Annotated in this window: 15 protein-coding genes; 7 read left to right on the top strand and 8 right to left on the bottom strand. The window is 71.9% G+C overall.

Features of this window, described 5'->3' with window-relative positions; all coding sequences use genetic code 11:
• Nucleotides 1-137: 137 nt before the first annotated feature.
• The gene (locus QQM67_RS29735; RefSeq protein WP_314178342.1) at nt 138-1,070 is read right to left on the bottom strand and encodes a Ppx/GppA phosphatase family protein; all 933 of its coding nucleotides are present in this window, start codon (nt 1,068-1,070) and stop codon (nt 138-140) included.
• Nucleotides 1,071-1,118: 48 nt separating this feature from the next.
• Here QQM67_RS29735 and QQM67_RS29730 point away from each other — a divergent pair, with 48 nt between their 5' ends.
• Nucleotides 1,119-2,114 carry a hypothetical protein gene (locus QQM67_RS29730; RefSeq protein WP_399067911.1) on the top strand — a complete coding sequence of 332 codons (996 nt, stop codon included), beginning with the start codon at nt 1,119-1,121 and terminating at the stop codon, nt 2,112-2,114.
• Between the two features lie 67 nt (nt 2,115-2,181).
• On the opposite strand, the gene QQM67_RS29725 is transcribed toward QQM67_RS29730, so the two are convergent.
• Nucleotides 2,182-4,065, bottom strand: a complete 1,884-nt coding sequence (locus QQM67_RS29725; RefSeq protein ID WP_314178341.1) for a hypothetical protein — start codon at nt 4,063-4,065, stop codon at nt 2,182-2,184.
• 220 nt (nt 4,066-4,285) lie between these two features.
• Here QQM67_RS29725 and radA point away from each other — a divergent pair, with 220 nt between their 5' ends.
• A complete protein-coding gene (gene radA / locus QQM67_RS29720) occupies nt 4,286-5,731 on the top strand; it encodes a DNA repair protein RadA (RefSeq protein WP_314178339.1) in 1,446 nt (481 codons plus the stop codon).
• A 70-nt stretch (nt 5,732-5,801) separates the two neighbouring features.
• Entirely contained in the window at nt 5,802-6,929 is a 1,128-nt protein-coding gene (disA, locus tag QQM67_RS29715) for a DNA integrity scanning diadenylate cyclase DisA (RefSeq protein ID WP_314178337.1), read from the top strand.
• Nucleotides 6,930-7,009: 80 nt separating this feature from the next.
• Here the strand turns inward: disA and QQM67_RS29710 are convergent, their stop codons facing one another.
• Complete coding sequence (locus tag QQM67_RS29710) at nt 7,010-7,873, bottom strand: hypothetical protein (protein WP_314178335.1); 864 nt, start codon at nt 7,871-7,873, stop codon at nt 7,010-7,012.
• Nucleotides 7,874-8,299: 426 nt separating this feature from the next.
• Here QQM67_RS29710 and QQM67_RS29705 point away from each other — a divergent pair, with 426 nt between their 5' ends.
• On the top strand, nt 8,300-9,256 hold the full coding sequence (locus QQM67_RS29705; RefSeq protein WP_314178333.1) for an HhH-GPD family protein: 957 nt from the start codon (nt 8,300-8,302) through the stop codon (nt 9,254-9,256).
• A 70-nt stretch (nt 9,257-9,326) separates the two neighbouring features.
• Here the strand turns inward: QQM67_RS29705 and QQM67_RS29700 are convergent, their stop codons facing one another.
• The 3 genes from QQM67_RS29700 to QQM67_RS29690 all read right to left on the bottom strand — a co-directional run bounded on the left by QQM67_RS29700 (nt 9,327) and on the right by QQM67_RS29690 (nt 11,998).
• Entirely contained in the window at nt 9,327-9,809 is a 483-nt protein-coding gene (locus QQM67_RS29700; RefSeq protein ID WP_314178331.1) for a VOC family protein, read from the bottom strand.
• Between the two features lie 80 nt (nt 9,810-9,889).
• Complete coding sequence (locus tag QQM67_RS29695; protein WP_314178329.1) at nt 9,890-10,369, bottom strand: helix-turn-helix transcriptional regulator; 480 nt, start codon at nt 10,367-10,369, stop codon at nt 9,890-9,892.
• 12 nt (nt 10,370-10,381) lie between these two features.
• Nucleotides 10,382-11,998 (bottom strand): MDR family MFS transporter, encoded by a 1,617-nt coding sequence (locus QQM67_RS29690; protein ID WP_314178327.1) that lies wholly within the window; start codon nt 11,996-11,998, stop codon nt 10,382-10,384.
• Between the two features lie 112 nt (nt 11,999-12,110).
• Between QQM67_RS29690 and QQM67_RS29685 the strand changes: the two genes are divergently transcribed.
• Nucleotides 12,111-12,671: a TetR/AcrR family transcriptional regulator gene (locus tag QQM67_RS29685; protein ID WP_314178325.1), complete on the top strand. Its 561-nt coding sequence runs from the start codon at nt 12,111-12,113 to the stop codon at nt 12,669-12,671.
• 129 nt (nt 12,672-12,800) lie between these two features.
• Here the strand turns inward: QQM67_RS29685 and QQM67_RS29680 are convergent, their stop codons facing one another.
• Nucleotides 12,801-13,547, bottom strand: a complete 747-nt coding sequence (locus QQM67_RS29680; protein WP_314178324.1) for a M23 family metallopeptidase — start codon at nt 13,545-13,547, stop codon at nt 12,801-12,803.
• Nucleotides 13,548-14,001: 454 nt separating this feature from the next.
• Between QQM67_RS29680 and QQM67_RS29675 the strand changes: the two genes are divergently transcribed.
• On the top strand, nt 14,002-16,680 hold the full coding sequence (locus QQM67_RS29675; protein ID WP_314178322.1) for an NACHT domain-containing protein: 2,679 nt from the start codon (nt 14,002-14,004) through the stop codon (nt 16,678-16,680).
• Nucleotides 16,681-17,071: 391 nt separating this feature from the next.
• A complete protein-coding gene (locus QQM67_RS29670) occupies nt 17,072-19,729 on the top strand; it encodes an NACHT domain-containing protein (RefSeq protein ID WP_314178320.1) in 2,658 nt (885 codons plus the stop codon).
• Nucleotides 19,730-20,568: 839 nt separating this feature from the next.
• On the opposite strand, the gene QQM67_RS29665 is transcribed toward QQM67_RS29670, so the two are convergent.
• Entirely contained in the window at nt 20,569-23,097 is a 2,529-nt protein-coding gene (locus tag QQM67_RS29665) for an ATP-dependent Clp protease ATP-binding subunit (RefSeq protein WP_314178319.1), read from the bottom strand.
• Nucleotides 23,098-23,201: the final 104 nt, after the last annotated feature.

The following is a 23,201-nucleotide window of genomic DNA, read 5'->3' as shown; positions in this document are numbered from 1 at the left end:
GACGGACGATCAACCCGGGAGCGGAAGAGCACCCCTCCACGGCACACCCCCTGGTCGTCCCGCTGGTCACGACGGTGCCACGAGGGCGAGCGGAGGCCGCGGCCGTGCCCGTACGGCCGCCGCCTCCGTGAGGGATCTCACGACCCGCGCAGATGGTCGAGGCGGCGCAGGATGACCCCCTCGCGCAGCGCCCAGGGGCAGATCTCGACCTCCTGGACCCGGAAGAGGTCCATCGCGCCCTCCGCGACGAGGGCGCCGGCGAGGAGTTGGCGGGCACGGCCCTCCGAGACGCCGGGCAGCTCCGCGCGTTCGGCGGTGGGCATGCCGGCGAGGCGCGGGACCCACTCCTCCAGCGCCTCGCGGGTCAAGCGCCGGTCGACGTACGGGCCTTCGCCGGTGCGTGCCGCGCCCGCGATGCGCGCGAGCTGCTTGAACGTCTTGGACGTGCCCACCACGTGGTCCGGTGCGTTGAAGCGGCTGAACTCGCCGACGACGCGGGCGATTTCGGCCCGCACATGGCGGCGCAGCGCCCGCAGGTCCTGCGAGTCGGGCGGGTCGCCGGGCAGCCACGCGGTGGTGAGGCGGCCCGCGCCGAGCGGCAGGGAGACGGCGGCGTCCGGCTCCTCGTCCTGGCCGAACGCGACCTCCAGCGAGCCCCCTCCGATGTCGAGGAGCAGCAACTGGCCCACGGACCAGCCGAACCAGCGGCGCGCCGCGAGGAACGTGAGCCGCGCCTCGTCCTCGCCGGTGAGCACCTCCAGCTTGACGCCGGTCTCCTCGGCGACGCGGGCGAGGACGTGCTCCGCGTTGGAGGCCTCGCGCACCGCCGAGGTGGCGAACGGCAGAAGGTCCTCGACGCCCTGGTCCTCGGCGACCTGGAGGGCGTCGGTGACGGTGGCGGCGAGGCGGTCGACGCCGTCGGAGCTGATCGCGCCCTCCTCGTCGAGGAGTTCGGCGAGTCTGAGCTCCGCCTTGTGCGAGTAGGCGGGAAGTGGCCGCGCACCCGAGTGCGCGTCTACGACGAGGAGGTGGACCGTGTTTGAGCCCACGTCGAGGACACCGAGTCTCATGTGGTCACGCTAGCCGTACAAGGCCACGCCGCGGTTACGCTGGGGCACGTGGGAAAGACGAAAGCGGCGAAGCGCCGGAAGCAGGGCGGAAAGATCAAGCCGGGGCAGTCCAGACAGTCAGGGCAGCCGGGGCAACAGGCCCGGGAGGCGCAGAGAGTTCAGGAGACACACGAGGCTTACGAGGCACCCGACGGCGCCGGTCCGCGCGCCGAGGAGACGGGCCTGGACTTCCCCCGGGCCTGGGTCGAGTTCCCCGACCCCGCCGACGACGAGCAGCTCTTCCGCTGCGATCTGACATGGCTCACCTCGCGCTGGCACTGCGTCTTCGGGCAGGGCTGCCAGGGCATCCGGCCCGGCCGGGCGGACGACGGCTGCTGCACGCTGGGTGCGCACTTCGCCGACGAGGAGGACGAGGAGCGCGTGGCCTCGCACGTGGCACGGCTGACGCCGGAGATCTGGCAGTTCCACGACGTGGGCACGGAATCCGGCTGGGTCGAGAAGGACGAGGAGGACGGCGAGCGCCAGACGCGCCGCTGGGAAGGCGCCTGCATCTTCCACAACCGGCCGGGGTTCTCCGGCGGCCAGGGCTGTGCCCTGCACAAGCTCGCGCTGCGGGAGGGCCGGGAGCCCCTGGAGACCAAGCCGGACGTGTGCTGGCAGCTGCCGATCCGCAGGACCTTCGAGTGGGTCGAGCAGGCCGACGGCGAACAGATCCTGGTCGTCTCGATCGGCGAGTACGACAGGCGCGGTTGGGGGCCGGGAGGACACGACCTGCACTGGTGGTGCACCTCGGCACCCTCGGCGCACGGTGCGGGAGAGCCCGTATACGTCTCGTACGGGCCGGAGTTGACGGAGCTGATGGGCGAGGCGGGATACGAGATCCTCGCCGGGCTCTGCGAACAGCGCCTCGCCGCGGCGGGGCCGGGCTCCGGGGCCGACGGCGCGGGCTCCGGGACGGAGGCGGGTTCGCGGTACGCCCCGCTGCCGCTGCTGGCCCCCCACCCGGCCGACCCGCCGCAGCGGGCGCAGCCGGCGCGGAGCTGAACGGCGGCCGGGGGCAGGCCCGTTCGGGATTGACCGCCTGCCGGCGTCCCGACCGGGCGGCCCGCGCTCAGCCGGGCGACGAGCTCGGGTCGCCGGAGGAGGGGGGATCCGACGGCGGCGGCGAGCTCGGATCGTCCGAGGGCGGGGGGCTCGAAGGGTCGTCCGACGGCGGCGGCGAGCTCGGATCGTCCGACGGCGGAGGGGTCGGGGAGCTGGATCCGGAGCCCCGGCCCTGAATCGTCACGACGGCACCGGACGGCGCGACCCGGATGTGCGCGGCCCAGGCCCCCGCGGGCTCACGGCTGCGCAGGACGGTGACCCGGACCGTCGCGGTCTCGCCGGGGCGCAGCACCCCGCTCGTACGGCTGTAGGCGAGCCATGACGCGTCGCCGGACATCGACCAGCGCACGGGCGAACTCCCGCTCGCCGTCAGCCTGATGAGGGTCGCGCCCCCGACGGGCTGCGCGTCGACCGTGAGCCTGCCCGCGCCGGTGCCCGGGGCGTCGCTGCTCTTGCCGTCCTTGTCGTCGGCGCCCGCGCGGCGGTGCTTCTTGCGGTCGGAGGCGTCCTTGTCGTGCTTACGGTGACCGTCGTGCGCGCGCGTGCGGTCCTGCGCGGCGTTCTCGAACGGCTGCCCGCGCAGGGCGGATTCGTCGTCGGGGCCCGACGCGGAGATCGAGGAGCCGTCCGACTCGCCGGTCAGCGGCGCACCCCGGTAGGCGGCCCACAGCGCGAGCACGGGAGCGGCGATGACGGTGGCCACGACGGTGGTGGTCACGGCCCTGCTGCGCAGCCTGTCGCGGCGGGCGCCGCGGTCCTTGATCTCCACCGGGAAGCCGGTCTTGTCGAAGCGGGGCGTGTGCCGGCAGCGCGCCCGCTGCACGGCCAGCACCGCCGCCTCGACGGCGGGGACCGGAGCTTCGAGCACGGCCAGCACCGACGTGCCGGCCGGAGCCGTGCCGGGCCAGGCGACGCCCGACATCGCGCGCTCGGCGGCACGGCGGCAGTGCGCGCACTCGTCCACGTGCTTGACGAGTTCACGCCTGAAGGCCGGGCCCAGGAGCAGCTGGTCCTCACCGGCGAGGCCCGAAACCGCCGGGCAGCCACCGGACTTGACGACGGCGAGCGCGGCGCGGGTGCGCTCCACCTCGCAGGCGGCCTGTGAGAGCAGCGCACTGGCGGCCTCGGCGGTCAGCGACAGCACGGCGGCGACCTCGTGCGCGGGCAGCCCGTGGCGGACGGCCAGCTCCAGCGCCTCGCGCTGCTCGGGCGTGGTGCCCGCGGCCTCCGGCCACGCGAGGGCGGCGAGGTCGCGGCGGCGCTGCGTGCGGGCGGCGTCCGTGAGGTGGGGCGCCGTGGAGGGGACCGTGCCGCGGTCGCCGCCGCGGCTGTTCTGCTCGGCCAGACGGCGCAGGCAGACCCAGCGGGCGAGCGCGTACAGCCACGGGCGGTGGAGCGTGCGGCGCGACGGTGCGCGGTCGCGGTCGTGCTGCCGCTCCGCGATCACGAGCGCCTCGGCGACGGCACTGATCGCCGCGTCGTGCTCGCACATCACCGACAGGCAGTACGTGAACAGGCCGTCCAGATACGGCTCGTAGCGCGCCATGCCGCGGTCCGGCGAACCCTCGGCGGGCGCCGCACCGGCGGTGGCCGTCGCAACGGAGGCCGGGCCCGGGCCGGTTGAGTGCCCGTCCGCCCCGGCCTTGGCGGGAGAGGGGACGGTGCCGGCCGTGGCGCCCGCCGTCCGCGCGGTGCCGCGGGTGCCGTGCGTGCCGTCGGCGACGGCCGAAGTCGCCGCCCGGGCGGGGCTGTTCGCCTCGGCCTTCAGGGACGCTCCGGCTCTGCTGAAGACCTTCGACGGACCGGAACGCTGGTGCTGCTTCGGCCGCCGCACCGAGTGCGCACGGTGTGCGCCGGTGGTGTGCGTGGAGTGGTCGCGCCTGCTGCTCATCACCCGGAGACGGTAGGCGGGCCGCGCGTCCGGTGCGGACCCAGTTGCCCAGGTTTAATCCTTACGGGTGACGATCTCCCACGAAAGGGGACGTGCGGCATCTCGAAGGGCCCAGAGGCGTCCCCTCGTGGGTGACGGGCGCGGGCGCGCAGCGGGCGCGTGGCCGGGCGGACGGGCGGCCGTGGTCCCGATGTCACCGCGCCCGTCTACGGTGACGTCCATGGCTGCCCGCAAACCCTCCGCCAAGGACCGCCCGTCGTACCGCTGTTCAGAATGCGGCTGGCAGACGGCCAAGTGGCTCGGCCGCTGCCCGGAGTGCCACGCCTGGGGCACGGTCGACGAGGTGGGCGGCGCCCCCGCAGTGCGCACGACCGCTCCCGGCCGCGTCTCGGCGTCCGCGCTGCCCATCGGCCAGGTCGACACCACGGAGGTCGCCGCCCGCAGCACGGGCGTCCCCGAGCTGGACAGGGTGCTCGGCGGCGGGCTCGTGCCGGGAGCGGTGGTGCTGGTCGCGGGCGAGCCCGGCGTGGGCAAGTCGACGCTGCTGCTCGACGTGGCGGCGAAGGCCTCCGACGAGGCCCACCACACCCTCTACGTCACGGGCGAGGAGTCCGCGGGCCAGGTGCGGCTGCGCGCCGACCGGATCGGCGCGCTCGGCGACCACCTCTATCTCGCGGCGGAGACGGACCTGTCGGCCGTCCTCGCGCATCTCGACGAGGTGAAGCCCAGCCTCCTGGTCATGGACTCCGTGCAGACCGTCGCGTCTCCCGAGCTCGACGGCTCGGCGGGCGGGGTCGCACAGGTCCGCGAGGTGGCCGCGGCCCTGATCCGCGCCTCCAAGGAGCGCGGCATGTCGACGCTGCTCGTCGGCCATGTCACGAAGGAGGGCTCGATCGCCGGGCCGCGCCTGCTGGAGCACCTCGTCGACGTCGTCCTGCACTTCGAGGGCGACCGGCACGCGAGGCTGCGCCTGGTGCGCGGCGTGAAGAACCGGTACGGGACGACCGACGAGGTCGGCTGCTTCGAGCTGCACGACGAGGGCATCACCGGCCTCGCCGACCCGTCGGGCCTCTTCCTGACCAGGCGGGCCGAGCCGGTGCCGGGCACCTGTCTGACGGTGACCCTGGAGGGCCGCCGCCCCCTGGTCGCTGAGGTGCAGGCGCTGACCGTGGACAGCCAGATCCCCTCGCCCCGGCGCACGACCTCCGGGCTGGAGACGTCCCGCGTCTCGATGATGCTGGCCGTGCTGGAGCAGCGCGGCCGGATCAGCGCCCTCGGCAAGCGCGACATCTACAGCGCGACGGTCGGCGGTGTGAAGCTCTCCGAGCCGGCCGCCGATCTCGCGGTGGCGCTGGCGCTCGCGAGCGCCGCCAGCGACACCCCGCTCCCGAAGAACCTCGTCGCGATAGGCGAGGTGGGCCTCGCGGGCGAGGTGCGCAGGGTCACGGGCGTGCAGCGCAGGCTCGCCGAGGCTGCTCGTCTGGGCTTCACCCACGCCCTCGTACCGGCGGACCCCGGGAAGATCCCCGAGGGCATGCGGGTGCGCGAGGTCGCGGACATCGGGGAGGCGCTGGCCGTGCTGCCCGCACGGTCCCGGGCGTCCGGCAGGCTCCAGCCCGGTGCCGAGCCCGGTAGTCAGCCCGGTACCGCCGCGCCAGCGCAGTAGGGTGCGGCGCGCGCCGCCGGTAGACTTTGCCCCGGTCCCGCCCGTACGCACGAACGACCGAAGGAGTGCCGTGGCAGCCAATGACCGGGCAGCAGCTCCCGGCAGGACCGGTGGGGGAGGATCCGGTGCCGAGGGCCTGATGCGCGCCACGCTGAGCGCGGTGGCGCCCGGTACGGCCCTGCGTGACGGCCTTGAGCGGGTCCTGCGGGGCAACACCGGCGGACTCATCCTCCTCGGCATGGACAAGAACGTCGAACCGCTGTGCACCGGCGGTTTCATCCTCGATGTGGACTTCACCGCGACGAGGCTGCGCGAGCTGTGCAAGCTCGACGGCGCGCTGATCATCGACCGGGACGTCACCAAGATCGTGCGCGCGGGCGTGCAGTTGGTGCCCGACGCCTCGATCCCCACGGAGGAGACGGGCACCCGGCACCGCACCGCGCAGCGCATCTCGATCCAGACGGGATATCCGGTTGTCTCGGTCAGCCAGTCGATGCGGCTGATCGCGCTGTACGTGGACGGGCAGCGCCGCGTGCTGGAGGACTCGGCCGCGATCCTCTCCCGCGCCAACCAGGCCCTGGCCACGCTGGAGCGCTACAAGCTGCGGCTGGACGAGGTCGCGGGCACTCTCTCCGCCCTGGAGATCGAGGACTTGGTGACGGTGCGCGACGTCTCCGCGGTCGCGCAGCGGCTGGAGATGGTGCGCCGCATCGCCACGGAGATCGCGGAGTACGTCGTGGAGTTGGGCACGGACGGCCGTCTGCTCTCCCTCCAGCTCGACGAGTTGATCGCGGGCGTGGAGCCGGAGCGCGAGCTGGTCGCGCGCGACTATGTGCCGGAGCCGAGCGGGCGCCGCTCCCGCACGGTCGGCGAGGCGCTCGGCGAGCTCGACAGGCTCACCCACTCCGAGCTGCTCGAACTCCCCACGGTGGCGCGGGCGCTGGGCTACAGCGGCGCCCCGGAGACGCTGGACTCGGCGGTCTCGCCGCGCGGCTTCCGGCTGCTGGCGAAGGTGCCGAGGCTGCCGGGCGCCGTCATCGAGAGGCTCGTCGAGCACTTCGGCGGTCTCCAGAAGCTGCTCGCGGCGAGCGTCGACGATCTCCAGACGGTCGACGGGGTGGGCGAGGCGCGGGCCCGTTCCGTGCGGGAGGGCCTCTCCAGGCTCGCGGAGTCCAGCATCCTGGAGCGGTACGTCTAGGACGGGCGTTCACGGGGCGGGCGTTCGCACGGACGAGTGGCGCACGGACGCGTGCGCGGCCCACCCGGCGGGCCGGGCTCCTATTTCAGTTCGAAGGAGGCGTCGAGCTTCTTCAGGCCCTTGACGTCCACCTCGATCTCGTACTCTCCCGACTTCACCGAATCCTCCGCGGGCGTGCCGCAGTTGGGTGCGCTGGGCTCGCGGTACCAGGTGAACGTGTGGGTCGTGGTCCCGCTCGCGGGCAGCTGGAAGAGGGCGGGCTCCTCGTCGCGCAGGCAGTCGTCGGAGGCCCAGATCTTCTTTCCGCCGGCGCTCTTGATGGTGACGACCGACGCCGCACGTCCCAGGTCGAGCTTGCAGGCGGTGCCGCGCTTGTTCGTGGCCGTCAGCTCGAACTCGGGCTTCTCACCTGCCTCGTACTCCTTGTGCACGGTGCGCAGGGAGACGGTGACGCCGGAGCCGCAGCCCGGCAGCTTGGAGTCGGCCGGTACCGCCGCGCCGCCGGCCGAACCCCCGCCGGAGCCGGAGCCCCCGCCGCTCGCGGAACCGCCGCCCGCACTGTCGCCGCCGCCGGAGCCCGAGGAGCCGCTGCCGCCGGGCCGCCAGCCCGAGCCGCCGTCGGACCCTCCGCCGTCCGCACCGCCGGAACCGCCGACGTCGCCGCCGCCGGAGCCGCCCTGTGAGCCGCCGCCTTCCGTCGACTCGTCGCGCCCGCCGGGGTGTTCGGTGATCGCAGGACCGGAATCCGTCGGCCCCGGGGTGATGGTGCTGACGGGCGGCTTGTTGTCGTCGCCCTTGCCCTGGTTGCCGCTGGGACCGCCGCCCAGGCCGAGCGCCCAGACCGACAGCAGAACCAGCAGCGCGAGGACGGCAAGAGCAACTGCCCTTCTGCGCCAGTAGATGGAGGAAGGGAGGGGTCCGATCGGATTACGCAGTGATCCCACGCGGAAACCTTACGAGACGGCGCGGATCCCATAGCCCGGTACCCGTCGCACGATGCGGCAACTTTTATGATGAACGTGCGTGCCACTCGTGGCGGAACGGCGAAAGCCCTGCACACGCACGTCTCATCGGCTGATGTGACGACCGTGCCGACAGGGCGCCGCTCGCCCCGCGCCGGCCCTCTGTACAAATCCGGCCGCACGAACCCGGCCGCACGGAACCGGAGGCCGGCCCCGCCGTGTCCAGAGGGCCCGGCACGACCCCGTACACCCACGATCTCGCCCGCGCCGCCGCGCACTTCACGCCGCCCGGCCCCAACTCGCCGTAGCGCGAGGCGCCGACGTGCGCCGACAGTCTGAGGACCACACTCGCCGGCCTGTGCGTCGCGTTTCCCGGGCGGCTGCCTCCGTGTCAGGATCGGTCCTGCCATGACTGCGACCACCGAGACCGCACCCCCCGAGCCCGAGCCCGGCCCCGAGTCGGCAGAGACCGCCGGCTCCTTCGAGCAGACCGCCCGCGCACTCCACTCCCCCGTCGTCGACTGGTTCGACGCGAACGCCCGCGACCTTCCCTGGCGCCGACCCGAAGCGGGGGCCTGGGGAGTCATGGTCAGCGAGTTCATGCTTCAGCAGACCCCCGTCAACCGGGTTCTGCCGGTGTACGAACAGTGGCTGAGCCGCTGGCCGCGCCCCGCAGACCTCGCCGCCGAACCGCCCGGCGAGGCCGTACGCGCCTGGGGCCGGCTCGGCTACCCGCGGCGTGCGCTCCGGCTGCACGGCGCGGCGGCCGCCATAGCGGAACGGCACGGCGGCGACGTACCGCGGGAGCACGCACAACTGCTCGCGCTGCCCGGCGTCGGCGAGTACACGGCGGCGGCCGTCGCCTCCTTCGCCTACGGACAGCGGCACGCGGTCCTGGACACCAACGTCCGCCGCGTCTTCGCGCGTTCGGTCAGCGGCCGCCAGTACCCGCCGAACGCGACCACCGCCGCCGAGCGCAAGCTCGCCCGCGCGCTGCTTCCCGAGGACGAGGCGACGGCGGCGCGCTGGGCCGCGGCGACGATGGAACTCGGCGCGCTCGTGTGCACCGCACGCGCGCCCGACTGCTCGCGGTGCCCGATCACGCAGCTCTGCGCGTGGCAGCTGGCGGGCGCTCCCGAGCACGTCGACCCACCCCGGCGCACCCAGACCTACGCGGGCACCGACCGCCAGGTGCGCGGCAAGCTGCTGGCCGTGCTCCGCGAGGCGGTGACGCCCGTACCGCAGGCCACGCTCGACCGCGTGTGGAACGACTCCGTCCAGCGGGCCCGCGCCCTGGACGGGCTGGTGGCCGACGGCCTCGTCGAGCCGCTGCCCGGCGGGGTCTACCGGCTGCCGCTCGGCTGACGCCTCCTGCCATACGGCTCCGCCGGTGCCGGACACCGGCGGCGCCACCCGCCTCGGCCTCCCCGTCCGCCTACTTCGCCGGCCCCTCCGGCTCCGCCTCGTCCGAGACGCAGTCGCTCCATGGCTTGCTCAGATCGAGCCCCTCCATGTCCCGCTGCTGCGTGAGCGAGTACCAGTTGCCGGACGGGTCGCGGAAGAGGGCCTCGATGCCGTACGGACGCTCCTGCGGCTCCTGGACGAACTCCACGCCCTTCGCCTTCAGTTCGGCATACGTGGCATGGCAGTCGTCCGTGCTGAACACGCCCGCGCTGAGCGCGCCCTTGCTGACCAGCTTCAGAACCGCCTCCTGCGACTCCGGGTCGAGGCCCGGACCGTCCGGGCGCATCAGCGTGAGCTGCACCTCCGGCTGGCCGGGTGGGCTGACGGTGACCCACCGCATGTCGCCCATGTGCATGTCCATGCACTCGGTGAAGCCGAGCGTCTCGACGAAGAACTTCTTGTCCCGTTCCTGGTCGGTGGACCAGACGGTGGCGATGGCCAGACTCTTGATCACGGCTGACTCCGGATCTGTCGCAGTGGAAGTGACGGAAGAGAGGGCCGGGAGCGCTGCGCCCCCGGTGCCGCTTCACGGTGTCAGAGCCGCTTCTGCTCCGCTTCTCCGTTGTTGCGCTCTTGCCCGTCCGGCGGCTGGGGTGGCAGGAAGCCGCGCTCCTTGAACCCGCCGGTGAACAGCATCGCGTAACAGCCCGGGATCATCGCCGCCGCGCGGCGCCCGTGCCGGCTGCGGTACTCGCTGGGGCTGGTGCCGGTGTGCTTCTTGAAGCGCGCGGAGAAGGTGCCGAGGCTGGTGAAGCCCACCGCCATGCAGATCTCCGTGACCGACAGGTTCGCCGAGCGCAGCAGCTCCTCCGCGCGCTCGATGCGGCGGCGGCTGAGGTACTGGCCCGGCGACTCCCCGTACGTGGCCTTGAAGGCGCGGACGAAGTGATAGCGCGAGTAGCCGGCGTGGGCCGCCACCGCGTCCAGGTCGAGACAGGGGTCCGACCAGTCGCGGTCCATGGCGTCCTTGGCGATGCGCATCGCGCGCAGCCGTGCCATACCCGGCGTGTTCATGCGCTCAGGCTGTCACACGGGGCTGACACTGCCCTCCGGCTCGGGCGAGGGCTCCGCGTCCTCCTCGGGGGGCTGCTCGCCGCCCTTGAGCGGAACTTCCTTGACGAACCACGCGGCGACGAAGCTGAGCAGCGCGGCGGTGGCCGCGACGAGGAACACGACGTGCGTGCCGTCGGCGACCGCGTGTTCGTACGCCTCTCGCACCTGCGCGGGCAGGCGTTCCAGGGAGGCCGCGTCCAGCTGGGCGGGCGAGCCGTCGCCGCCCGGTGCGCCACCCGGTCCGCCGCCGGAGCCGCCGGCCGCGGCGGCCCGCTCGGTCATGGTCTCCCGTACGCGGTCCGCGAAGAGGGTGCCCATGAGGGCGACGCCGAAGGAGCCGCCGATCGTCCGGAACAGGGTGGTCGTGGACGAGGCGACTCCCATGTCCTTCAGCTCCACGCTGTTCTGCGCGATGAGCATCGTGAGCTGCATGAGGAAGCCCATGCCGGCGCCGAGGACGACCATGTAGAGCGCGGAGGTGATCCGGCTCGTGCCGACGTCGAGCTGTGCGAGCAGGAAGAGCCCGGCGGGGATCAGGGCGCCTCCGATGAGCGGATACGCGCGGTACCTGCCCGTACGCGTCGTGGCCCGGCCCGTGGCCACGGAGACGACCATCATCGGAAGCAGCACGGGCAGGAGCAGCAGCCCGGAGTTGGTGGCCGAGGCACCCTGGACGCTCTGCTGGTAGAGCGGCAGGAACGTGATCGCCCCGAACATCACGAAGCCCAGCAGGAAGCCGATGATCGTCATCAGCGAGAAGTTGCGGCTGCGGAAGATGCCGAGCGGCAGGACGGGCTCCGCGGCCCGCCGCTCCACCAGGAGGAACGCCACGATCGCGGCCAGGGCCAGCACGGAGAGCCCGATGATCTCGGGCGAGGACCAGTCGTACTCCGTACCGCCCCAGCTGGTGACGAGGACGGCCGAGGTGATCCCGACGGTGAGCAGTGCCGCGCCGGTGTAGTCGATGCTGCCCTCCGCCCGCCTCCTGGGCAGGTGGAGCAGGGTGACGACCATGGCGAGCGCGATCCCGCCGAGCGGGACGTTGATGTAGAAGGCCCAGCGCCAGCCGAGGTGGTCCGTGAGAGTGCCGCCCACCAGGGGCCCGCCGATCATGGCGAGCGACATCACACCGGCCATCATGCCCATGTACTTGCCGCGCTCGCGGGGTGGCACCAGCTCGCCCATGATGGCCATCGCGCCGACCATGAGCCCGCCGGCGCCGAGGCCCTGGAGCGCGCGGAAGCCGATGAGCTGGGCCATCGACTGCGCGGCACCCGAGGCGACCGAACCGGCGAGGAAGACCACGATGGACGTGAGGAAGACGCCCTTGCGGCCGTACATGTCGCCGATCTTTCCCCACAGGGGCGTCGAGGCGGCGGTGGTGAGGGTGTAGGCGGTGACGACCCACGAGAGGTGCTCCAGGCCGCCCAGCTCGCCGACGATCGTGGGCATCGCGGTGCCGACGATCATGTTGTCGAGCATGGCCAGCATGACGGCGATCATCAGGGCGAACACGGACATCCGTACGCTCGGCCCCGGCCCCCCGGCGGGCGCCTCCGCGGCCGGCTCTCTTGCCGTTCCGGTGCTCATTCCGCTCCCCCAGTTCCTTACTTGCCGCCCGGCTGGTTCAGTACGATGAGCAACGTAAGACGTCGCTAGCCGGGCGTCAAGTAAGTTCTGTGGAGACGAGGAGCCAAGGCTCATGAGCAGGGGCAATACGCGGCAACGGATTCAGGACGTGGCCCTGGAGCTGTTCGCGGTACGCGGTTACGAGAAGACCTCGCTCCGGGAGATCGCAGAGCATCTGGGCGTCACGAAGGCCGCGCTCTACTACCACTTCAAGACCAAGGAAGACATCGTCGTCAGCCTCTTCGACGATCTGGGCCGCCCCTGCGACGAGTTGATCGCCTGGGCCGCGGAGCAGACTCCCAGCCTGGAGACGAAGCTGGAGGTGCTGCGCCGCTACAGCCAGGTGCTGCACGATGCCGCCCCCGTCTTCCGCTTCATGCAGGAGAACCAGGCGACGATGCGGGAGCTGAGCATCGGCGAGTCCTTCAAGGGCCGGCTGATGAAGCTCCTCGGCTTCATCCAGCTGCCGGACGGCGAGCTGCGCGATCAAGTGCGCTGCTCCGCGGCGCTGTTCACGATGCACGTCGGGATGTTCACGTTGCAGACCATCGAGGGCGATCCCGAGGACAAGCGGCACGCGGTCCTCGAAGTCGCCCAGGAGATGCTGACGACCGCACACGAAGGGCACGGCTGACGCCTTCGCAGCGCAGCGGCGGCGCTCGCCGTCGGCGTCCTCCGCGTCCCGGCATGACAGCGGGACCGCGACGGCCACACCGGCCGCCGCGGCCCCGCTTCCGGGTCCCGTGGTCGCGGGTTCCGGTCGTCACACCTTGACGCCGTGCGAGCGCATGACCTGGATCGGCTCCTTGCCGGACCCGTAGTCGGGCGTCGTGCGGATCTCGAAGTGCAGGTGCGGACCGGACGAGTTGCCGGTCGAGCCGGACAGGCCGATCTTCTCGCCCGTCCCGACGTGCTGACCCGCCGTCACGTTCAGCTTCGAGAGGTGCGCGTACTGCGAGTACGTGCCGTTCTTGTGCTTGATCACGACCGCGTTGCCGTACGAGGAGCCGTCTCCGGCGCCGTTCGGGCCCGCCTTGACGACAGTGCCGCTGTGCACGGCCTTCACGGGAGTGCCGGTCGGCACCGCGAAGTCCTGGCCGGAGTGCTTGTGCGACCAGCGGCCGCCGCTGTTGCCGAATCCGGCGCTCAGCTCGTACTCGCCGGAAACGGGCTTCGTCCACGCGTTGGCCTTCTTCTTCGCCTCGGCCTTCTTCCCGGCCGGGGTCTGGCGGTCGGCGTTGCGTGAACTCCGGTCGTCCTTGCGGTCCTTGTCGCGCTGCTCGGCCTTCTTCTTGACCAGGGCCTCCTTGGTCTGCTGGTCGGCCTGTGCGCGGGCGGAGTCGGCCAACTGCGACGCGGTTCCTGACGCGAAGACGTCGCTCTGCCCGTCCATGTGGGCGGCGACAGCCGAGCCCGCGCCCAGCAGCATCGAAGCGCCGAGACCGGTCGCTATTACGGCGACTCTGGTGCGGCCACGAGGCTTGTGCGCGTTCTTGGGCGTCTTCGGCATACGGGTACTACCTCCGGAAATGGCTTGGGTGACCCCGAGGCGTGGGATCTCGGGGGACAAATCATTGGTAACCCGCCCGATCCGGCATACCAAAGAGCGTTATTACTAATAGGGCCCGTATGGACAGAGCAGACAGCAAGGCACCCTTACGGATTATTCGGGCGCCAGCCATGCGGACGCGCCGCGCGCGGCGCTCTGTGCCGCGTCCGTTCCGGTGCGCGGGAGGCCCGCACTCCGTCTCGCGTGGCTCCTACTCCTGCTCGTAGAGGCCCGCGGGGCTGTGCCGCACCTCACGCGCGGGGCGCCCGTACGCCCCGAGAACTGGCGCCGGAATGTGACCCGCGTCGCGTGACCGTGTGTGCGCCGGGGATCGGGGAGCGTGCACGCCCGGGTGGCCGCCCCACTATCCGACTCCCTGCGCAGGGTGCCCGCCCCGTCACCTACGATCCCGCCCATGGAGCCTGTCACGGTCGCCACGCGCATCGCCTCGGCCGCGGTCGCACCGATCGTCAAGAAGCTGTTCGTGCAGGAGGGGGCGGGGGCGGGGCTGGCCGACAGGCCGGTGCGCATCTCGTCCCTCGTCTCCTTCCGGGGAGAGCAGCGCACCCTCACGGAGCGGGATCTGCGCAAGCTCGCCGCCGAGTTGACGGAGCGTGCGGCACTGTCGTCGGGACCGCGGGACGGCCCCGGCGAGGAGACCCGGCGCGAACTGGCCGACGCGTTGACGACCGCGCTGCACAGCCTCGGCGATCTGGAGATGGACGACGTGCAGGCCGTACGCCTCGGGCCGCAAGGTCTGGCCCGGCGGCTCACCCGCCCCCGCTCGCTCTCGGCCGACGCCGACGCGTACTTCGGATCGCTGCTGAACACGGCCTGCCTGCACATCCTGGACTTCTTCAGCCGGCGTTCGGCGTTCATCCCCCGCACCCTCACCGAGCAGACGCACCAGCTCGACCGCCTCATCAGCGCCGCCGACCTGCTCCTCGAACGCATCCCCGCACGCTCGGCGGAGGACGCCCGCTTCGAGCAGCGGTACGCCGAGCACATAGCGCGCGGGTACGGCGAACTGACCATCTACGGCCTGGACTTGGGCCACGCCCGCGAATGGCGCCTCGACACCGCCTACATACCCCTGGAGGCCACGCGGGACGAGCAGGAGCCGCGGGACGCCGAGGCCGCCGCCGCGCCGCACGCCGACGCGCCCCGGCCTCCCCGCCCGGGCACACCGCTTCCCGCCGACCGCGTACTGGCCGCCCACAATCGCGTACTGCTGCGCGGAGGCGCCGGTTCTGGCAAGACGACGCTGATGCAGTGGCTGGCCGTGACGGCCGCCCGGCAGGCCTACGACGAGCAGATGACCCATCTCCTGGGCCGGGTCCCCTTCGTACTGCCGCTGCGCCGGATCGCGCACGGTGACCGGCGCGACGGCGGCCTGCCCACCCCGGACCGCTTCCTGCACGCCGTACGCAGCAACCTGGCCGGAACGCAGCCGGACGGCTGGGCCGAGCGCGTGCTGAGCGCGGGGCGTGCGCTGCTCCTGATCGACGGAATCGACGAGGTGCCCGCGGACCGGCGGGACGAGACGCGGCGCTGGCTGCGGGAGCTGACGGGCGACTTCCCCGGAAACCTCTGGCTGGTGACGTCCCGTCCGTCCGCGGTGCCGGAGAACTGGCTGACCGGCGAGGACTTCGCCGAGCTGTCGCTCTCGCCCATGTCCCGATTCGACGTGGCAGCGTTCATCAACCGCTGGCACAGCGCCGCCGAGGCCGAACCGGGACTGGCCGAGGCCCTCGTCCATGCCGTGCGCACCAACCCCGACCTCGGGCGGCTGGCCGTCAACCCGCTCATGTGCGGGCTGCTGTGCGCGCTCAACCGCGAGCGGCGCGGGTCTCTTCCGTACGGCCGCAGGGACCTGTACGACGCCGCGCTCTCGATGCTGCTGGAGACCCGCGACCGCGAGCGCTCCGTCGAGGTGCCCGACCGGCTGGACCTGACCAAGGACGCCAAGATCCTGCTGCTTCAGCGGCTCGCGCACTGGATGATCCGCAACGGCCGTACGGAGATGGACGAGGACGACGCCGCCGCGCAGCTCGCCCGTTCGCTCCCGATGGCCGGGGTCGAGTCCGGGCTCGCGTCGCCCAGGGGCGCCACTCCGTACGAACTGCTCAGGCACCTCCTCGACCGCTCCGGGGTGCTGCGCGAACCGGCCGAGGGGCGAGTCGACTTCGTCCACCGCACCTTCCAGGACGCGCTGGGCGCCAAGGCCGCCGTCGAGGAGGGCGACTTCCCGCTGCTGCTCGACAACGCGCACAAGGACCAGTGGGAGGACGTGATCCGCATGGCGGTCGCGTACGCCCGGCCCATGGAACGCGCGCGGCTGCTTCGCGGGCTCGTCGCGCAGGTGCCGGACGAGGAGACGGCGCAGGGCGGTACGGCCGGGCGCGGGTCCGGCGGCGTACGGAACCTGCTGCTCGCGGCGGCCTGTCTGGAGCACGCGACCGATCTCCATCCGCAGGTGCGCGAGGAGGTCACGGCCCGTACGTCGCGCCTCTTCCCGCCCCGGAGCATGGCTGCGGCCCGTCATGTGGCCGACGTCGGCGGGCCGATGCTGCTGGGGCTGCTGCCGGGGCCCGAGGGGCTCACGGACGCCGAGGCCACCTGCGCGGTCGTGGCCGCGTCGCGTACGGGCACGGAGGCCGCGCTTCCCGTGCTGGCCCGGTTCCGCGGACACCGCTCGCTCGACCTCAGGCGCCAACTGGTGTGGGCGTGGCACCGGTTCGACACGCAGGAGTACGCACGCGAGATCATCGCCCATCTCGACGAGACCGATCTGTACTTCACCGCGCACCACACCGACCATCTGCGGGCGCTGCGAGCGATGGGCGGCCGGGCGCGCGTACAGATCGTCGGCCGGTACCACCCCGCTCAGCTGGTCGAGCACCTCGATCCCGGGAAGCTGACCCATCTGTGGCTGCGGGACGGCTATGCGCGCCACGGAGGGGAGGACTGGCTCTCGGCGTTCCCGCATCTGCACACGCTCGTCCTGCCGGAGACGACGCCGCGCTATCCGGGCGCCACGCTGCCCTCGCATCTGACCGTCGTCGCGGAGAGCGAGCTGGCCGCGGCCGGTTGAGAACGGTGAGGAACTCCCGGCCGGCGTGGGCGAGTTGCGTCGCCGGGCCGGACGCGGGCACTTCGGGATGCACGTGTCGTCGCTCGTGTGCAGGCTCGCGTACGCGAGCCTGCGGGCGCGTGAGTCCATGCGCCCCCGTGCGCCCGGAGGGGCGTGAAGCGGCATGGTCCCGTCGTGCCGTGCCCAATAGGCTTGGCATTCCCGCTTCCTGACAGGTGTTCAGTTCAGGGCTCTTTCTTGCCTGTCCGTCCGTTGGTCGTCCGTCCGAGAGTTGTCCGTCCGATAGTTGTCCGTCCGAGAGTTGTCGGTCGTTCCCGCACGCCTCACATCTCAGACCGCAGAGCACAGACCTCACACCGAACCCGCAGCCCGGCCTGGAGCCCCCAAGCTCATGGAACCAGTCGTACGACTCGCGTCCTCCGTCGCCGATCCGCTCATCGGCAGACTCCTCAGCCCCGAGCCGCCGCGCACGGAGCCGTCCGGTTCGGGACGGCTGATCGCCGGCCTCGTCTCCTTCCGGGGAGGCGATGCGGCCGTCGGCTGGGAGGAACTGCTGGAAGTGGCACGCGAGTTGGTGACTCTGGGGCTGGCCGCTGCGGGCCAGCGCCTGCCCGCCGAGGAGGAGGCGGGCGTGGCCGCGGTCCTCGCGCGTACGCTCTGGGTCATCGGCGAGCTGGACACGACCGACGCACAGGCCGTACGACTGGGGCCGCAGGACTACGCCCGCCGGCTGCGCTCGGCCGTGCCGGGCGCCGACCGCGAACTGACCTCCGAAGCCGCCTGGTTCCACGACAGCCTCCTTGTGACGATCTGCCTCCACCTCCTCCATCTTCTGATCGTGCGCTCACCCGACCTCGCCGAGCGGATGCCCGAGCGCAGCCACCGCATCGGCCAGCTCGTCGACCTCAACGACGTGGAAGCGCTGCGCGGCCGTTCCGAACCGGCCGTCCAGGACGCCGAGTTCGAGGAGCGGTACCTGCGGCACGTCGCGGAGCAGTACAACCGCCTCACCATCTACGGCATCGACCTGCCGAACCCGAACACGCCCGACAACTGGTCCCTGGACGCGAGCTATCTGAGCCTCGCTGCGGAGTTCAGCTCGGGCGGGGAGGCCGGCGGCGACGAGGCGTCCGCGGAGGGCGGGGAGAGCGCCGGAGGCGGTGACGACGACACGGCGGTCACGGGCTCGGGCGGCACCGCGCCGGCCGAGCCCGTGATGACCGCCGACCGTGCGCTGGCGGGGCACGAGCGCGTTCTGCTGCGCGGGGTCGCCGGGTCCGGCAAGACCACGCTCATCCAGTGGCTCGCCGTCTCGACCGCACGCGGTGAACTCCCTGCGGAGCTGCGGACGTTGCACGGCCGCATCCCGTTCGTCCTTCCCGTACGCCGCTTCGCCCGCGACGGCTTCCCCCCTCCGGACGACTTCCTCGCGGCGGTGCGCCATCCGCTCGCGGACGAGGCCCCGGAGGGCTGGGTCGTGCGCGTACTCGCCTCGGAGCGCGCGCTGATCCTCGTCGACGGCATCGACGAGGCACCCGAGCAGCAACGCGTCGACGTACGCGACCAGTTGCGCCGCCTGCTGCGCATCTACTCCGGCAACCCGTGCCTGGTCACCTCGCGCCCGCCCGCCGTCGACGCCGACTGGCTCGCCGAGGAGGGCTTCGCGGAGCTCACGCTCGCGCCCATGAACCGCGACCAGGTCTCCGCCTTCATCACCGCATGGCACACCGCGGCCCGTACGGACGAGGGCAAGGACCACTCACGGCTCGACGACTACAAGGACCTGCTGCTGCGCTCGATCCCGCTCTACCGGGAGCTGCGCGTCCTGGCCACCAACCCGCTGATGTGCGGGCTGATCTGCGCCCTGAACCGCGACCGGTCCGGCTCGCTGCCCAAGGGGCGCCGCGAACTGTACGAGGCGGCCATGGAGATGCTGCTCCAGCGGCGCGACCCGGAGCGCCGCGTCCTGTACGCGGACACGATCGACCTCCAACGGGCGCCGCGCGAGCGGCTGTTGCGCAAGCTGGCTTACCGCATGCTCGTCGACGAGGCCGCCGTTCTCGACCATGCGACGGCGCTGGGCGAGATCGAGAGGCATCTCGCCGCGATCCCGGCCGTCGCCCGGCAGGGAAGCCCGGAGGAGATCTTCGACCACCTGCTGCTGCGTACGGGGCTGCTGCGCGAACAGGCCGACAGGTCGGTCGAGTTCGTGCACCGCACGGTGCAGGACTATCTCGCCGCGAAGGAGGCCGTCGAGCGGGGCAACTTCACGCTGCTGCTGGAGCACGCGCACGAGGCGGAGTGGGAGGAGGTGATCCGCATGGCCGTCGCCCACGCCCGTCCCGACGAGTGCGCGACGCTGCTTCAGGGACTGCTGGCCCCCGGCAGGACGGGCATGAAGCGGAACCGGCGGCGCCTGCTGGCCGCCGCGTGCCTGGAACATGTGACGGAGCTCGATCCCGACACCCATGCCCGCGTGCGCCGCGAGACGCGGAACATGGTGCGCCCCGCGACCGTGGCCGCGGCCCGCGGGCTCGGCTGGGTGGGGCCGATCGTGCTGGAGATGCTCCCCGATCCGACGGCGGTCCCGGAGGACGAGGCGTACCGGCTGGCCGTGACCGTGACCCGCATCGACGACGACGCCGCGGTGGACTATCTGGCACAGCTCCGCGACCGCAAGTCGCTCGCGCTCCGCGCGGAACTCGCCCGCGGCTGGGGCAACTTCGAGACGGAGCGGTACGCGGCGGAGGTCATACAGCACCTCGACCCCGAGGGGCTCTACTTCCCGGTCGGGGACCGCGTCGAGCTGTCGGTGCTGCGGAAGCTCGGCGGCCGCGAGCGCGTCCAGATCGTCGGCGCCTTCACCCCGGACGAACTCGTGGAGGGCCTCGTCGCGGACCGGCTCACGCATCTGTGGATCGCCTACGACCTTGGCGAGGGGATGGAGATGGAGTGGCTCAGCGAATTCCCCTCGCTGACGACGCTCCGGGTCAACCCCCGCCTCCCCCGTGTCAGCGGCGTCCCGCACGGCGTCCGCATCATCGCCTGACGGCTGGTAGCCGACGAGACGAGGCGCCGCACTCGTCGCGCTCGCCGTGTCCAACGGCGCGGCAGGGCCCGCGCCATGCGCCGAACCCCCCGGCACGCCAGTGCGAGGCAACGGCCATGCGGGACGCTCCGAGGAAGCGGGCACCGCGGCCGACCCGCGCCGCCGCGGACGGCGCCCGCGCGATCGCCTGACGACTGGCAGCCCACGGCGCGAGGCGCCGCACTCGGCGCGCCAGGGCTCGCGCCATGCGCCGAACCCCCCGGCACGCCAGTGCGAGGCAACGGCCATGCGGGACGCTCCGGGCAAGCGGCGCCCCGACCGACCCGCGCCGCCGCGGACGGCGTCCGCACGATCGGGCCCGCAGCCGATCCATCGCGCACCCGAGGGCACCCGCACAGGACCCCGCCGAGTGGGCCCGCACAGCACGCGATGGCCGCTGTGCGCGCGGCCGCCGCGCGCACAGCGGCACGGCCCGTATGACAGCCGCTCAGCCCCCGCCCCGGAGCCCCTGGCGAGCGCCGAGGCGCATCAATCGGCAATGGCCCCGGACGCGTTGAGGGCGTCAGGCCGTGCATGCCCGGCGCCCTCGCCGTGTCCTGCGTGGTGCCCGTTGGGCACCACGCAGGACGCGGTCGAACGGCCGGTGGGGCGGGCAGACCTAGCGGGCCGCGAGCACCCCCGCCCAGTCGGGTCGGCTCACGGCGAAACCGGAGCCGCAGGCGTAGCCGCCGCCCGCAACCCGTGCACGGGTCAGATCCCCCCACAACGCGCTGTGCGCCGTGGCGGAATTCCGCCACGGCGCACAGTCGCGTGCTGGGAACGCTCCGGCGTGAGCCGGGTCACGCCTCCTTGGAGAGGTTGGGGCCGCCGCCCGCCGCGGACTCCACCGGAGGTGCGTCCGGCAGCGCGGCCTTCTCCTCACCGCGGAAGGTGAACTTCTTGTCCTCGTCGGTGTCCCCCTCGGTGTCCACGACCACGATGTGGCCGGGACGGAGGTCGCCGAAGAGGATCTTCTCGGACAGCTGGTCCTCGATCTCGCGCTGGATCGTCCGGCGCAGCGGCCGGGCGCCCATCACCGGGTCGTAACCCCGCTTCGCGAGCAGCTCCTTGGCGTCCGTGCTCAGCTCCAGACCCATGTCGCGGTCCTTGAGCCGCTCGTCCACCATCGCGAGCATCAGGTCGACGATGCGGATGATGTCGTCCTGCGTCAGCTGGTGGAAGACCACCGTGTCGTCGACACGGTTGAGGAACTCCGGGCGGAAGTGCTGCTTCAGCTCGTCGTTGACCTTGGCCTTCATCCGGTCGTATCCGGCGCTGACATCGCCCTGGCCTGCGAAGCCCAGGTTGAACCCCTTGGAGATGTCCCGGGTGCCGAGGTTGGTCGTCATGATGATGACCGTGTTCTTGAAGTCGACGACCCGGCCCTGGGAGTCGGTCAGCCGGCCGTCCTCCAGGATCTGGAGCAGGGAGTTGAAGATGTCGGCGTGCGCCTTCTCCACCTCGTCGAAGAGGACGACGGAGAAGGGCTTGCGGCGGACCTTCTCGGTCAGCTGACCGCCCTCTTCGTACCCCACGTATCCGGGAGGCGAGCCGAACAGCCGGGAGACGGTGTGCTTCTCGCTGAACTCCGACATGTCGAGGGAGATCAGCGCCTCCTCGTCGCCGAACAGGAACTCGGCGAGCGTCTTGGACAGCTCCGTCTTACCGACGCCGGACGGGCCCGCGAAGATGAACGAACCGCCGGGACGCTTCGGGTCCTTCAGGCCGGCGCGCGTACGCCGGATCGCCTGGGAGAGCGCCTTGATGGCGTCCTCCTGCCCGATGACGCGCTTGTGCAGCTCGTCCTCCATGCGCAGCAGGCGCGAGGACTCCTCCTCGGTGAGCTTGAAGACCGGGATGCCGGTGGCCGTGGCCAGGACCTCCGCGATCAGCTCCTCGTCGACCTCGGCGACGACGTCCATGTCGCCGGCCTTCCACTCCTTCTCCCGCTTGGCCTTCTGCGCCAGCAGCTGCTTCTCCGTGTCCCGCAGAGAGGCCGCCTTCTCGAAGTCCTGCGAGTCGATCGCGGACTCCTTGTCACGGCGGACGTTCGCGATCTTCTCGTCGAACTCCCGCAGGTCCGGCGGCGCGGTCATGCGGCGGATGCGCATCCGGGAACCGGCCTCGTCGATCAGGTCGATCGCCTTGTCCGGCAGGAAGCGGTCGGAGATGTAGCGGTCGGCGAGCGTGGCCGCGCCGACCAGGGCGGCGTCGGTGATGGAGACGCGGTGGTGCGCCTCGTACCGGTCGCGCAGGCCCTTGAGGATCTCGATCGTGTGCGGCAGCGACGGCTCGGCGACCTGGATGGGCTGGAAGCGGCGCTCAAGAGCCGCGTCCTTCTCCAGGTGCTTGCGGTATTCGTCGAGCGTCGTGGCACCGATGGTCTGGAGCTCGCCGCGGGCCAGCATCGGCTTGAGGATGCTGGCGGCGTCGATCGCGCCCTCGGCGGCACCCGCACCGACCAGCGTGTGCAGCTCGTCGATGAACAGGATGATGTCGCCGCGGGTGCGGATCTCCTTGAGCACCTTCTTCAGGCGCTCCTCGAAGTCACCGCGGTAACGGGAGCCTGCGACCAGGGCGCCCAGGTCGAGGGTGTAGAGGTGCTTGTCCTTCAGGGTCTCGGGCACCTCGCCCTTCACGATCGCCTGGGCCAGGCCCTCGACGACCGCGGTCTTGCCGACGCCGGGCTCGCCGATGAGCACCGGGTTGTTCTTCGTACGGCGCGAGAGCACCTGCATGACCCGCTCGATCTCCTTCTCGCGCCCGATGACCGGGTCGAGCTTGGATTCGCGGGCGGCCTGCGTGAGGTTGCGGCCGAACTGGTCCAGGACAAGGGAGGTCGAGGGCGTGCCCTCGGCGGGGCCGCCTGCGGTGGCCGCCTCCTTGCCGCCGGAGTAACCGGAGAGCAGCTGGATGACCTGCTGCCGCACCCGGTTCAGATCGGCGCCCAGCTTCACGAGGACCTGGGCGGCGACGCCCTCGCCCTCGCGGATCAGGCCGAGCAGGATGTGCTCCGTACCGATGTAGTTGTGGCCGAGCTGAAGGGCCTCGCGGAGCGACAGCTCCAGCACCTTCTTCGCACGGGGCGTGAAGGGGATGTGGCCCGAGGGCGCCTGCTGGCCCTGGCCGATGATCTCCTCCACCTGCTGACGGACCGCCTCGAGCGAAATCCCGAGGCTCTCCAGTGCCTTAGCGGCGACACCCTCACCCTCGTGGATCAGGCCCAGGAGGATGTGCTCGGTGCCGATGTAGTTGTGGTTGAGCATCCGGGCTTCTTCCTGAGCCAGGACGACAACCCGCCGCGCGCGGTCGGTGAACCTCTCGAACATCGTTAATCGCTCCTCAGAGCGGTCAGGCAGTAAGGGGACGCTCCCCTCTCTGTCCTTCCGCAGCTTAGTCCCGCAAGCGGGGACCGCTCATTCCAACTGCCGAC

This window comes from Streptomyces winkii, from assembly GCF_032248595.1.
Lineage (GTDB): Bacteria > Actinomycetota > Actinomycetes > Streptomycetales > Streptomycetaceae > Streptomyces > Streptomyces winkii.
Note: the sequence above shows the minus strand (reverse complement) of the source record. Positions and strands in the feature narration are given on the sequence as shown.